9 protein-coding genes are annotated in these 14,155 nt (G+C 44.6%); all 9 read right to left on the reverse strand.

Annotated features, from left to right (window positions below; all coding sequences use genetic code 11):
- Positions 1 to 86: 86 nt before the first annotated feature.
- The 9 genes from carB to ACED45_RS03430 all read right to left on the reverse strand — a co-directional run bounded on the left by carB (position 87) and on the right by ACED45_RS03430 (position 14,002).
- The gene (gene carB / locus ACED45_RS03390; RefSeq protein ID WP_371713311.1) at positions 87 to 3,317 is read right to left on the reverse strand and encodes a carbamoyl-phosphate synthase large subunit; all 3,231 of its coding nucleotides are present in this window, start codon (positions 3,315 to 3,317) and stop codon (positions 87 to 89) included.
- 16 nt (positions 3,318 to 3,333) lie between these two features.
- Positions 3,334 to 4,488 (reverse strand): glutamine-hydrolyzing carbamoyl-phosphate synthase small subunit, encoded by a 1,155-nt coding sequence (gene carA / locus ACED45_RS03395; RefSeq protein WP_371713312.1) that lies wholly within the window; start codon positions 4,486 to 4,488, stop codon positions 3,334 to 3,336.
- Between the two features lie 503 nt (positions 4,489 to 4,991).
- Positions 4,992 to 5,816: a 4-hydroxy-tetrahydrodipicolinate reductase gene (gene dapB / locus ACED45_RS03400; RefSeq protein ID WP_026084086.1), complete on the reverse strand. Its 825-nt coding sequence runs from the start codon at positions 5,814 to 5,816 to the stop codon at positions 4,992 to 4,994.
- Positions 5,817 to 5,908: 92 nt separating this feature from the next.
- Complete coding sequence (gene mutT, locus ACED45_RS03405; protein WP_076670693.1) at positions 5,909 to 6,307, reverse strand: 8-oxo-dGTP diphosphatase MutT; 399 nt, start codon at positions 6,305 to 6,307, stop codon at positions 5,909 to 5,911.
- Positions 6,308 to 6,571: 264 nt separating this feature from the next.
- Positions 6,572 to 9,298: a preprotein translocase subunit SecA gene (secA, locus tag ACED45_RS03410; protein WP_061019049.1), complete on the reverse strand. Its 2,727-nt coding sequence runs from the start codon at positions 9,296 to 9,298 to the stop codon at positions 6,572 to 6,574.
- 388 nt (positions 9,299 to 9,686) lie between these two features.
- The gene (gene lpxC, locus ACED45_RS03415; protein WP_010434751.1) at positions 9,687 to 10,604 is read right to left on the reverse strand and encodes a UDP-3-O-acyl-N-acetylglucosamine deacetylase; all 918 of its coding nucleotides are present in this window, start codon (positions 10,602 to 10,604) and stop codon (positions 9,687 to 9,689) included.
- Positions 10,605 to 10,700: 96 nt separating this feature from the next.
- Positions 10,701 to 11,930: a cell division protein FtsZ gene (gene ftsZ / locus ACED45_RS03420; RefSeq protein WP_146490529.1), complete on the reverse strand. Its 1,230-nt coding sequence runs from the start codon at positions 11,928 to 11,930 to the stop codon at positions 10,701 to 10,703.
- A gap of 31 nt (positions 11,931 to 11,961) precedes the next feature.
- The gene (ftsA, locus tag ACED45_RS03425) at positions 11,962 to 13,230 is read right to left on the reverse strand and encodes a cell division protein FtsA (protein WP_010434747.1); all 1,269 of its coding nucleotides are present in this window, start codon (positions 13,228 to 13,230) and stop codon (positions 11,962 to 11,964) included.
- Positions 13,223 to 14,002 (reverse strand): cell division protein FtsQ/DivIB, encoded by a 780-nt coding sequence (locus ACED45_RS03430; RefSeq protein WP_371713313.1) that lies wholly within the window; start codon positions 14,000 to 14,002, stop codon positions 13,223 to 13,225. The genes ftsA and ACED45_RS03430 overlap by 8 nt, the downstream gene beginning before the upstream one ends.
- Positions 14,003 to 14,155 lie beyond the last annotated feature (153 nt).

The raw sequence follows: 14,155 nt of genomic DNA on the forward strand, positions 1-14,155 counted from the left end.
TATTGGATAACAGACATAAAAAAGCCCACTCCGGAGAGTGGGCTTTGAGCATTTATATCCGCTTAACAGCGATACACTTTAGGCTATTAAGCTTGAGAAGCTTTAACCTGTGCGTGGAGCTCTTGAACTGAAGTTACTGACGTCTTCGCGTCCGCTGTGTGCGCCATACAAGTCGCGAATGCAGCGTTTAGCGTTGTCGTGTAGTTAACTTTCTCAGCCAATGCGCCACGACGAAGAACTTTAGAATCTTCAATCGCTTGACGGCCAGCAGCTGTGTTCACGATGTACGTGTACTCGTTGTTCTTGATACGGTCAAGAATGTGAGGACGACCTTCGTGTACCTTGTTTACTAGACGTGGGTTGATACCCGCTTCACCAAGGATAACCGCTGTACCGTGTGTTGCGTCTAGCTGGTAACCAAGCTTAGATAGCTTAGATGCTAGGTCAACAACACGCTCTTTATCGCCTTCGCGAACAGAGAGCAATGCACGACCGCCTTCAGGGTAGATGTGACCACAACCCAATTCAGCTTTAGAGTATGCTTCTGCGAATGTCGCACCAACACCCATAACTTCACCAGTAGAACGCATTTCTGGGCCTAACAGTGGGTCAACACCAGGGAACTTGTTGAATGGAAGTACAACTTCTTTCACTGAGTAGTAAGGTGGGATGATTTCTTTCGTAAAGCCTTGAGACTCTAGAGATTGACCAGCCATTACACGAGCGGCAATCTTAGCGATTGGCGCACCCGTTGCTTTAGATACGAATGGAACCGTACGTGCTGCACGAGGGTTAACCTCAATTAGGTACACTTCATTGTTCTTAACAGCAAACTGCGTGTTCATCAGACCACGAACACCCAACTCAAACGCTAGCTTTTCAACTTGCTCGCGCATTACGTCTTGGATTTCTTGGCTTAGCGTGTATGCAGGAAGAGAACATGCTGAGTCACCTGAGTGAACACCCGCTTGCTCGATGTGCTCCATGATACCGCCGATTACAACGCGCTCACCGTCACAAATCGCATCAACGTCTACTTCAACAGCGTCATCTAGGAAGCTATCAAGTAGTACTGGAGATTCGTTTGATACGCTAACTGCTTCGTTGAAGTAGCGACGTAAATCTTGCTCGTCGTATACGATTTCCATCGCACGACCACCAAGTACGTAAGAAGGACGAACAACAAGTGGGAAGCCGATTTCACGAGATTTCTCTACCGCTTGCTCCATTGTTGTTACTGTTGCGTTTTCTGGCTGAAGTAGGCCTAGGCGGTCTACAGCAACTTGGAAACGCTCACGGTCTTCTGCACGGTCGATTGCGTCAGGGCTAGTACCGATGATTGGTACGCCAGCCGCTTCAAGAGCACGTGCCAGTTTAAGTGGCGTTTGACCACCGTACTGAACGATAACGCCTTTTGGCTTCTCAACACGGGCTATTGCTAGCACGTCTTCTAGAGTTACCGGTTCGAAGTACAGACGGTCAGACGTATCGTAGTCTGTAGAAACTGTCTCAGGGTTACAGTTAACCATGATAGTCTCAAAGCCATCTTCACGTAGCGCTAGTGATGCATGTACACAACAGTAGTCAAATTCAATACCTTGGCCAATACGGTTTGGACCGCCGCCTAGAATCATGATTTTTTCTTTGTCTGTTGGGTTTGCTTCACACTCGTCATCGTAAGATGAGTACATGTAAGCCGTATCTGAAGAGAACTCAGCTGCACACGTATCTACACGCTTGTATACCGGATGGATATCGTACTGGTCACGTAGACGACGGATTTCGCTTTCCGCTACACCTAGAATCTTAGATAGGCGCGCATCAGCAAAACCTTTACGCTTAAGCTTGTTTAGCTCGTCTTTATTTAGACCAGCAAAGCCTTTCGCTTTAAGTTCTTGCTCTAGCTTAACGATATCTTCGATTTGAACTAGGAACCAACGGTCGATTTGCGTCAGGTTGAATACACCGTCTACCGACATACCAGCACGGAATGCGTCAGCGATGTACCAAATACGCTCTGCGCCAGCTTCTTTAAGTTCGTGACGGATAGTCGTTAGAGCATCTGGTGCGTCTAGGTCTACCATTTCGTCAAAACCAGTCGCGCCAACTTCTAGGCCGCGGAGTGCCTTTTGTAGAGATTCTTGCTGGTTACGGCCGATAGCCATAACTTCACCAACAGACTTCATTTGTGTCGTTAGACGGTCGTTAGCACCTGCAAATTTCTCGAAGTTGAAACGAGGAATCTTAGTTACTACGTAGTCGATTGTTGGTTCGAATGATGCTGGCGTTGCGCCACCAGTGATGTCATTCATTAGCTCGTCTAGCGTGAAACCAACAGCCAGTTTCGCTGCAATCTTAGCGATTGGGAAACCTGTTGCTTTAGAAGCTAGTGCTGAAGAGCGAGATACACGTGGGTTCATCTCGATGATAACCATACGGCCATCTTTCGGGTTGATACCAAACTGTACGTTTGAACCACCTGTTTCAACACCAATCTCACGCAGTACTGCTAGAGATGCGTTACGCATTAGTTGGTATTCTTTGTCTGTCAGCGTTTGTGCTGGAGCCACGGTGATTGAGTCACCCGTGTGAATACCCATTGGGTCGAAGTTTTCAATCGCACATACGATGATGCAGTTATCGTTTTTGTCACGAACCACTTCCATCTCGTACTCTTTCCAACCGATAAGTGATTCATCGATAAGAAGTTCGTTTGTTGGAGATAAATCCAAACCACGACGACAGATTTCTTCAAATTCTTCTTTGTTGTAAGCGATACCGCCACCAGTACCACCCATCGTAAACGATGGACGAATGATACAAGGGAAGCCAACCATGTCTAAAACTTTATAAGCTTCTTCCATCGTTTTCGCTGTATCAGCAGTTGGACACTCAAGGCCAATAGCTTTCATTGCTTTATCGAAGCGTGAACGGTCTTCTGCTTTATCGATAGCGTCAGCCGTTGCACCAATCATTTCAACACCGAACTCTTCAAGAACACCGTGCTTTTCTAGGTCTAGAGCACAGTTCAATGCAGTTTGGCCACCCATTGTAGGTAGAACTGCATCAGGCTTCTCTTTAGCGATGATATTACGCACAACTTCCCATTGGATAGGCTCAATGTAAGTTGCATCAGCCATGTCAGGGTCAGTCATGATTGTCGCTGGGTTCGAGTTTACAAGAATAACTCGGTAACCTTCTTCGCGAAGTGCTTTACAAGCTTGAGCACCAGAGTAATCAAACTCACATGCTTGACCGATAACAATCGGGCCAGCACCTAGAATTAGAACACTTTTAATGTCAGTACGTTTTGGCATTATCTACTACTCCGGATTACGCTGTGTGCTGTTTAATTAATTCAATGAAGTGGTCGAATAGCGGTGCCGCATCTTCTGGACCTGGGCTTGCTTCAGGGTGACCTTGGAAGCTGAATGCTGGTTTGTCTGTACGGTGAATACCCTGTAGAGAACCATCAAATAGTGATTTGTGAGTTGCACGCAGTATCTCTGGAAGGGTTTCTTCGTCAGCAGCAAAGCCGTGGTTTTGCGAAGTAATCATCACAACATCACGATCTAAATCTTTAACCGGGTGGTTTGCACCGTGGTGACCAAACTTCATCTTCACTGTCTTAGCGCCTGACGCAAGAGCAAGAATCTGGTGACCTAGACAGATACCGAAGATTGGCAAGCCTTTTTCTAGGAACACTTTTGTCGCTTCAATTGCGTAAGTACATGGTTCTGGGTCACCAGGGCCATTTGAAAGGAAAACACCGTCTGGGTTCAGAGCTAGTACTTCTTCAGCAGAAGTTTCAGCTGGAACAACCGTTAGGCGGCAACCGCGGTCAACAAGCATTCGTAGGATGTTTCGTTTTGCACCGAAGTCATAAGCAACAACGTGGTATGGCAATTCAGAGTCTGCTTTCGCTTCAGGAAGTCCACCCGTAAGCGTCCACGAACCTTGTTTCCATTGGTACGCTTCTTTTGTTGTAACTTCTTTCGCAAGGTCCATACCTTTCAGGCCAGGGAATTCTTTTGCTTTAGCTAGAGCCAAAGCTTCGTCTAAATTTCCGTCGTTTACTGAAGAGCCAGCTACGATACAACCATTCTGTGCGCCTTTTTCCCGAAGAATACGCGTCAGCTTACGAGTATCGATATCAGCGATACCAACAACGTTTTGCGACTTAAGGTAATCAGAAAGGGATTGTTCATTACGGAAGTTAGAAGCGATTAGAGGGAGATCGCGAATCACAAGGCCTTGAGCGTGGATTGAAGAAGATTCTTCGTCTTCGGAATTGGTTCCGGTATTGCCAATGTGAGGATAAGTAAGAGTAACGATTTGTTGAGAATAGGAAGGATCAGTGAGGATTTCTTGGTACCCCGTCATCGAGGTATTAAAAACGACTTCACCAACTGCAGAACCTACAGCGCCAATGGCTTCACCGTGAAATACTGTCCCATCTTCTAGGACGAGTAGTGCTGACTTCTTCAAGACAACCTCCAGAAATAAAAATGCATTAAAATTGATTTAATTTGCAAATCTACCTTCCTGCAACACCAGAAACTGCGTGTTTATGGAAATTAGACAAATTGGCGGTATTTTAGTGATGTGCGTGATACGTGTCAATATTTAACGTAAAAGAAATTAAACATTTGTAAGGACTAATCCAATTTACACCATCAAAGCTTCAAAAGTTCAACTTTCATGCTCATTTAAACCGAATATTATGATTTTCTAATTTTCACCCCTCATTTTAGCTAAGCATAGAGTAATAAAAATATCAGCAACAAAACGCAAACGATAAATACAAAGAGAAAACATGATAATTTAAAGATCTAAAACAGAAAACACACCAAAGGCAATATAAATAACACTTAAACTAAGGGAAAATGACGATAATAAGAAAGTAAAAGGAGGATAGTAGAAGAGGGATCACTGTAAAAAAGGGACTAAATAAAGAAAGCGCCGGCAGTTGCCAGCGCATAAATATCTATTTACAGATCGTTCAAACCAAGGACGTCAGTCATGGTATAAAAGCCAGCAGGTTTGTCATTTAACCAAACTGCTGCCTTGATTGCACCATTAGCAAAGGTCATTCGATCTGTGGCTTTATGAGTAATTTCGACTCGCTCACCGATATCAGCAAACATAGCGGTATGCTCGCCAATAATGTCGCCAGCTCGAATTGTCGCAAAACCAATCTCATCTTTTGTACGCTCGCCAGTAATGCCTTCACGTGACCACACGGCTACATCGTTTAGCTCATTGCCCATCGCACCAGCAATCGCTTCGCCCATGCCAATCGCAGTACCAGAAGGTGCATCAACTTTATGACGGTGGTGAGCCTCAACGATCTCGACATCACAATAATCGCCCATCACTTTAGCGGCCTTCTCTAGCAGCTTAAATACCAGGTTCACACCGACACTGTAGTTAGGTGCCATTACGATAGGCATCTCTTTTGAAGCTGCATCAATCACCTGCTTCTCTTCTTCAGAGAAACCCGTCGTACCGATGATCAGCTTTTTACCATGACGTTTACAAAGTTCAATATTCGCTAATGTGCTAACAGGTGCAGTAAAATCGACAATCACATCAAACTCTTCGATCGCTTTAGACAAGTCATCCACTAGAGCAACATCAAAACGACCTTCACCGCATAACTCGCCAACATCAACGCCGACCAAAGATGACTCTGGACGCTCTGAACCAGCACCAACACTTGCTTCTGAATTATGATGAGCGGCTTTCACCAAGTTGCGACCCATACGGCCCGCTGCTCCTGCAATTGCAATTCTTACCACTGCGAATATCTCCATTGTTTTGGTTACCGTTGCCACTTATCTCTTGCAGCAACGTTCAATCGATTAATCTCTTTAAACTAACAACAATCTCAAACTCAGGCTAGCAATTACGAAAACTCTTTTATTACTCGCTCTAAAATTGGCACATTCGCTTCAGGGAATGCGTATTGGCTCAATGATTCAAGATCGACCCATTCACCTTGTTGCCCTTCTTTACCATAAGGCTGTTGCTCGAAATCAGTCACAAGGATGAAATCAAACTTAAGCGACTTGTCACTGTAATCAAACTCAAGATGTTCAAACAGAGACTGTTCAGTCACATTGATACCGATTTCTTCATCAAGTTCACGAGTCATCGCCTGTTCAATGGTTTCGCCTACTTCTACTTTACCACCAGGAAATTCCCAGAAACCGCCTTTATGCTTGTCGTCTGGGCGCTTAGTAATAAATACCTGTGACTTATCTTGGTTAAAGATAATTCCAGCTACAATGTGGATTCTTTTCATTGATGGTGTTCCTTTTGTGCCCTTACCGTCCCTACAATGAGGAACGAATTAGATAGGGAATCTGCTCTTTTGTTAGTTCCAAAGGTCCACGACTCGCTCGTCCCTCACTCTCGAGGATGACGCCATCGAAACCTTATTATTTTCATATACAAAAAGAGCCGCCTAAGCGACTCTTTTTATCAATAAGTTTGTGTGAAGCTAAGCTGTGACGTGTTGAGTACCTCCGACACTGCAATCATCCGTTACAGCAACGATTCACCAAGCTTAGTCAATTTTACCGTGACACTGTTTATATTTTTTGCCACTTCCGCATGGGCATGGTTCGTTACGACCCACTTTACGCTCATCACGTACTACCGTTTGTGGAGATGCAGCTTCAGCTTCATTATCGCCTAGCTGGTTTTCAGCTGTTGCATGTTGTGCTTTTGCACGACGCGCCGCTTCTTCAGCTTGGGCTTGACGTTGCGCTTCCATCTTTTCAACTTCTTCTTGTTGCTGAACGCGAACTTTAGAAAGAATGGTAACAACGTCTGTTTTTAGTACATCTAGTAGGCCTTCAAACAGTTCAAACGACTCACGCTTGTACTCTTGTTTCGGGTTCTTCTGAGCATAACCACGTAGGTGGATACCTTGACGAAGGTGATCCATCGCAGCCAAGTGCTCTTTCCAAAGACCGTCTAGCGTTTGTAGCATCACAGACTTCTCGAAGTTACGCAGTACTTGAGCACCAACCACTTCTTCTTTCTGTTTGTACGAATCAACCGCCATACCTAGGATTCGTTCACGCAATGCTTCTTCGTAAAGCTTGTCGTCTTCGTCTAACCAACCTTGAATATCAAAGTCTAGATCAAAGTCATTCTTCAGACGATCTTGCAGACCAGCGATATCCCACATATCTTCAAGAGATTGAGGAGCAATGTACTCATCGATAACCGAAGTAAACACGTCTTCACGGTTGTGTTCGATCATTTCGCTGATGTCGTCAGAACTCATCAGTTCGTCACGAAGCTCATAAACCACTTTACGTTGGTCATTGGCTACATCATCGTACTCAAGAAGCTGCTTACGAATATCGAAGTTACGACCTTCAACTTTACGTTGTGCTTTTTCAATTGAGCGAGAAAGCATCTTAGATTCGATCGCTTCGCCTTCGTCCATACCACTTTGGATAAGACCAGCCATACGATCCGATGTAAAGATACGTAACAGAGAATCTTCCATTGATAGGTAGAAACGAGAAGAACCCGCATCACCTTGACGACCGGAACGACCACGTAGCTGGTTATCGATACGGCGAGATTCATGACGCTCAGTACCAATGATGTGCAGACCACCTGACTCAAGTACTTTATCGTGGATGATTCTCCAATCAGCTTTGATCTTATCGATCTGCTCTTTGGTTGGATTCTCTAGCTTCTCAACTTGTGCCTGCCAGCTACCACCTAACACGATATCGGTACCACGACCAGCCATGTTAGTTGCGATAGTTACCGCACTCGGCATACCAGCTTGTGCAACGATCTCTGCTTCCATTTCGTGGAATTTAGCATTTAGAACGCTGTGCTTAATTTTTGCTTTTTTCAGTGCGTTAGACAGTAGTTCAGACTTCTCGATAGAAACCGTACCAACCAATGATGGTTGACCAGCTGCTACACGGTCTTTGATGTCTTCAATGATCGCATTGAACTTGTCTTCTTCAGTACGATAAACCACATCTGGCATATCGTTACGAACCATTGGCTTGTTGGTTGGGATAACCACAGTTTCTAGGCCGTAGATAGACTGGAATTCGAAAGCTTCAGTATCGGCAGTACCTGTCATACCTGACAGTTTTTCGTATAGACGGAAGAAGTTCTGGAATGTAATCGATGCTAGAGTCTGGTTTTCATTCTGAATCTTCACACCTTCTTTAGCTTCAACAGCTTGGTGTAAACCTTCAGACCAACGACGACCTGGCATAGTACGACCAGTATGTTCATCAACGATAACCACTTCGCCTTCTTCAGTAACGATGTAGTCGACGTCTTTCTCAAACAATACGTGTGCACGAAGCGCTGCATTAACATGGTGCAATAGGCTGATGTTTGTTGGAGAGTAAAGCGTATCGCCCTCTTCCATCAGGCCGTTTTTCACCATTAGCTCTTCTACAAATTCTTGACCGTTTTCAGTCAGGTGAACCTGCTTCGATTTCTCGTCCATGGTGTAGTGACCTTCACCACGGTACTCTTCAGAATCTTCTTTATCTTGGCGCTCAAGGTTCGGAATTAACGTGTTAATACGCGTGTAAAGGTCTGAGCTATCTTCAGCAGGGCCAGAGATAATAAGTGGTGTACGAGCCTCATCAATTAAAATTGAGTCAACTTCATCGACAACAGCGAAGAAGCGTTCACGTTGAACACGATCTTCAGCACGGAAAGCCATGTTGTCACGTAGGTAGTCGAAACCAAACTCGTTGTTTGTTCCGTATAGGATATCCGCTTGGTACGCTTCTTTCTTCTCTGGTGGAGCCATGTTTGGCACGTTCACGCCAACGGTCATACCAAGGAATTCAAATAATGGGCGGTTTGTTTCCGCATCACGTTTCGCTAGGTAGTCGTTCACCGTTACTACGTGAACACCTTTGCTAGGTAGGGCGTTAAGATAAGCTGGTAAGGTTGCTGTAAGAGTCTTACCTTCACCAGTACGCATTTCTGCAATTTGGCCAGCATTTAGAACCATGCCACCAATCATTTGCACGTCAAAGTGACGCATGCCGTAAACACGCTTAGACGCTTCACGTACCGTAGCAAATGCTTCCGGTAGAAGTTGGTCTAGCGATTCACCTTTATCTAAGCGCTCACGAAACTCAACCGTTTTTGCTTTTAGCTCTTCGTCTGAAAGTGCTTCAAACGTTGGTTCGTAGTTATTAATTTCTTTTACAATTTTTCTAAGGCGGCGCAGTGTTCTGTCATTGCGACTGCCAATTACCTTTGTCAGCAGCTTAGTAATCATGTGCTTGGAATCTCTTCGTTCTCAGATCGTCCGCGATCTATTTTAAATGCCGTCAGTCTCTACTAGCTATGAACTAGTCTTCAGTTACTAACCAAGGATACTGAGATAAATCTAGTATCTTTGATATTGTACTTGAGAGTAGAGTTTTCAAGGCTTGAGTTAAAATTAATGCCCTTTAGTGTAAGTAATTTTCACACCAACGACCATTAATAACCCCATTTGTTTGATGTGCTTGGAACTTTTCTTTCTAATTGCTGACGGATTAGCCAGACTGTAGCTCATTGGTAGACAACTTTCGGATGTTGACGACACTGTATCTGGAAAATAGATACAAAAAAACCAGGTCAATGACCTGGTTTTCGAAATCTTATATTGTTGTAAACAACAATTACGCTAGAACCATTCCTGGCTCAGCAAATGCAACAGGAGAGCCTACTTCTTCTTCGAATGTTGCCCATTCCCAAGCTTCTGCGTCAGCAAGTACTGCACGTAGTAGTTGGTTGTTTAGGCCGTGACCTGATTTGTATGCACGGAACTCACCAATAATAGCGTGTCCACACATATACAAGTCACCAATCGCATCGAGTACTTTGTGAGTTACGAACTCATTGTCAAAACGTAGACCTTCTTCATTAAGAATTCGGTATTCGTCTAGAACGATAGCATTATCGAAGCTACCGCCAAGTACTAGGTTTTGAGATTGTAGATACTCAATGTCACGCATGAAACCGAAAGTACGAGCGCGAGAGATTTCTTTCACAAAGCCTTGTGAAGAGAAATCAAACAACAAACGTTGCTCATCAGATTCAATTGCTGGGTGGTTAAAGTCGATCTCAAAGTCCATGCGGAAGCCGTTAAATGGAACAAATTCTGCCCACTTATCGCCATCTTCAAAACGGATAGGCTTTTTGATACGAATAAAACGCTTCGCTGCATTCAGTGTTTCTACACCAGCTTGCTGTAGCAAGTATACGAATGGGCTTGCGCTACCATCCATAATTGGGATCTCAGGAGCATCTACTTCAACAATAATGTTGTCGATGCCCATACCCGCTAGAGCTGCGTTAAGGTGTTCCACTGTAGAGATACGTACGCCTTCGTCATTAACAAGAGCTGTACATAGCATAGTGTCACGAACTGACGCTGGATCAGCTGGAAAATCTACAGGTGGATTTACATCTGTACGACGATAAACAATGCCTGTATTTGCAGCTGCCGGGCGAAGAGTAAGTGTGACTTTACGACCAGAGTGGAGACCCACACCAGTTGTTTTCACAATTTCTTTCAGAGTACGTTGTCTGATCATCTGCTTGCCTCGTTATCAGTGCTACAAATCACGGTCAGTATTTACCGACCGCGAATTTTACCATTAATTCGACGATAGTCAAATTTTGGGTATTTGTTAATCAGCCTGACGTCGTAAGAATGCTGGAATATCTAAGTATCCACTCTCTTTCTCAGCTTTAGGTGCTGCACTTTGGCTAGCGCCTGTACCTGAAGAAACAGGAGACGTTGTTGGTTGCGGCTTAACTTGAGGTTTAACCTCAGTTTTTTCCTGCAATGGCTGTGCCACTTTCTCTTCCACTTTTGGTGCAGTTTGAGCCGCTACCTGTGGTTGAGGAGTTGTTGCAACCTTAGCTTTACCACCAGCAACTAATGTAATGTCTGGTTTTTTCTCTGTACCGATACCTGTTGCAACAACAGTTACACGGATTTCATCCGTCATATCAGGGTCTAGAGAAGTACCAATCACAACTGTTGCGTTATCAGATGCGAATGCCTTAACTGTATTACCTACTGTTTCGAACTCATCTAGACGCATATCTAGGCCTGCTGTGATGTTCACAAGAACGCCACGCGCGCCAGCTAGGTCGATGTCTTCTAGTAGTGGGCTAGAAATTGCCGTTTCAGCAGCTTCTTCAGCACGGTCTTCACCTTTTGCGATACCGCTACCCATCATTGCATGACCCATCTCAGACATCACGGTGCGAACATCCGCGAAATCGACGTTAATCATACCAGGGCGAGTAATTAGCTCTGCGATACCTTGTACAGCATTTTTAAGTACATCATTTGCACTTGCGAAAGCTTCTAGCAGAGTTACACCGCGGCCAAGTACTTTAAGTAGCTTCTCATTTGGAATCGTAATTAAAGAATCCACATGTTTAGAAAGCTCTTCAATACCTTGCTCAGCAAACGCTAAACGCTTTTTGCCTTCAAAGCTAAATGGCTTAGTTACCACTGCAACCGTTAGCACACCCAACTCTTTCGCAACTTCAGCAATAACTGGAGCAGCACCTGTACCAGTACCACCGCCCATACCAGCTGCGATAAATACCATATCGGCGCCAGTTAGAACTTCTTTAATTCTTTCTCGATCTTCGAGAGCTGCATCACGGCCTACTTGTGGGTTTGCACCAGCGCCCAAGCCTTTAGTGATATCACCACCAATTTGGATCACGCTGCTCACGCTTGTTTTACGAAGTGCTTGTGCGTCAGTGTTAACACTGATGAACTCTACACCTTCGATTGACTCACGCACCATGTGCTCAACAGCGTTACCGCCACCGCCACCAACTCCAACGACTTTAATTACCGCATCGTCAGACATTTCCATCATCGGTTCAAACATGTGTTATCTCCGTTTTTTCCTGCAACTCAGGTTAAAACTCTTTTTGTATCCAATTACGCAATTTACCAAATAAACCAGACATAGAAGGTGCTGAACGCTTAGGTTCGCTATAATCACCTTCATCACTGATCTGACAATCTCTTGCGTAATGAAGTAAACCAACCGCCGTAGAATGATACGGCTCTTTAACATAGTCAGTTAAGCCACTAACTTCTAACGGCTTACCAACTCGAACTTGATTGCGGAAAACACGTTCCGCACACTCTACCAACCCGTCAATTTGTGCCGCTCCACCAGTGAGAACGACGCCAGCTGCAAGGTGGTGTTTAATACCCTCATCGCGTAGCTGTAATTGAACCGTATCAATAGTTTGGTTAACGAGACCCATAAGTTCAGTGTAACGTGGTTCGATCACTTCCGACAAAGTTTGTCGTTGCAAACTTCTCGATGGGCGACCACCAACACTTGGGACGTTAACAGAGTCATCCTTGCTTACGAGTTCACTCAGAGCGCAACCATGGTTTACTTTTATCTCTTCAGCATCGCTCACTGGCGTGCCGAAAGCGAAGGCAATATCACTGGTTACTGCATTTCCTGCGTAGGAAAAGACTTCTGTGTGTCGAAGTGCGCCGCCAGTCCAAATGGAAATATCCATCGTACCCGCACCGATATCGACTACACACACTCCAAGCTCTCTCTCGTCTTCAGTAATTACCGCATTGCTTGAGGCAAGTCCTGAAAACACGATTTGTTCTACTGTGAGACCACATCGTTCAACAGCTTTAATAATGTTTCTCGCCATGTCGCTATGGCAAGAAATTAGGTGAACACTGACTTCCATTCGAACACCAGATAAGCCAAGTGGGTTCTTAATCCCTTCTTGATAATCAATGGTAAATTCTTGTGGGATCACATGCAGAATTCTCTGCTCATCACCTATTTTAATTGATTTCGCGGTATGGATCGCTCGATCCATATCGTCTTGAGACACCTCTTCATCAGAGATAGTGCCCATGCCTTTTTCAATTCGGCTTGCGATATGTTTACCCGATAGCGAGATAAATACATTGCTGATTTGGCATTCCGCCATCAACTCTGCTTGATCAATAGCTCGCTGAACCGACTTCACTACCGACTCTAGGTCGTTTACACCACCTTTATCCATACCTCTGGATGGGCTTTGCCCAGAGCCAATGATATTGATTTGACCATCAGGCAATATTTCACCAACCAGAGCTGATATGGTCGCAGTGCCTATATCAAGACCAACGATTATGTTGTCATCTGCGGTCTTAGTCATCTGTGCTCTCTTCTAACTCTTGCTCTGGAAACCAGCCTACAGCGGCTCCCGTATCATACCTGAGGTCGATGTAGCTCACTTGATTCGCTTTACTACCAAGTTCGTTGTAAAGCGAAATAAAGCGTTCAACACGCTCATCTAAAGAATCTTTACCTAGTTCTAAACGGATACCGTTATCTAGGATTATTTGCCAAGCGCGACGCTCATTGAGAACGAGTGAGGTAACAGTTAACCCTAGACTGTTAATCAAAGGGGTTATCTGTCGCCACTTTTCTATCACTTCTTGGCTGGTGCCGTCTGGGCCGTAAAGCTTAACTCTATCACCCTTCAACAGGCCGATATCACCATTAAACACCTGACCATCGTCATTCAGCAGCATGTTGCCGTTCCAGATTGCTGCTGCATGGTACTCAGTCAAAAATACTTTTATTGTGTCTGGCCACTGCTTACGAATGGAGACCACTGAAACCCAAGGTAACGCTTCTAAACTGTCTTGCAACACACCAATGTCTTGCGACATGAATGTTCCAATATGCTCTAGCTCGCTAAACGCATGTTGAACATCACCAGCGGTTACGTAAGTTAAGTCGCCTTGAAGTACTATTTTGGAGAGAGGCAATCGCTGATCGTCCCACATCCAAGTCAGTGTGGTATAGAAAAGAAACCCAATGAAAAGCAATACCATGACAAAAAAAGACCCACCTAAGGCGTGTTTCTTGAGCGACGGTAAACTGAATAGGTGGCGGTTTTCGCTAAAAGTACTTTCTATCAAAGCCCGCATTCCCTGTCGTTGGTTCGCAATTCTATTCCCTATCTTCATAATAGAGGTAAAAGCACTTACTTTAACCTATGAATTATACTGAGCAAAATCAAACTATCAAACGTTGATAATAAGATTTTTGGTCAATTTTAGGTCAATCGCAAG

The organism is Vibrio crassostreae, assembly GCF_041439375.1.
Lineage (GTDB): Bacteria > Pseudomonadota > Gammaproteobacteria > Enterobacterales > Vibrionaceae > Vibrio > Vibrio crassostreae_D.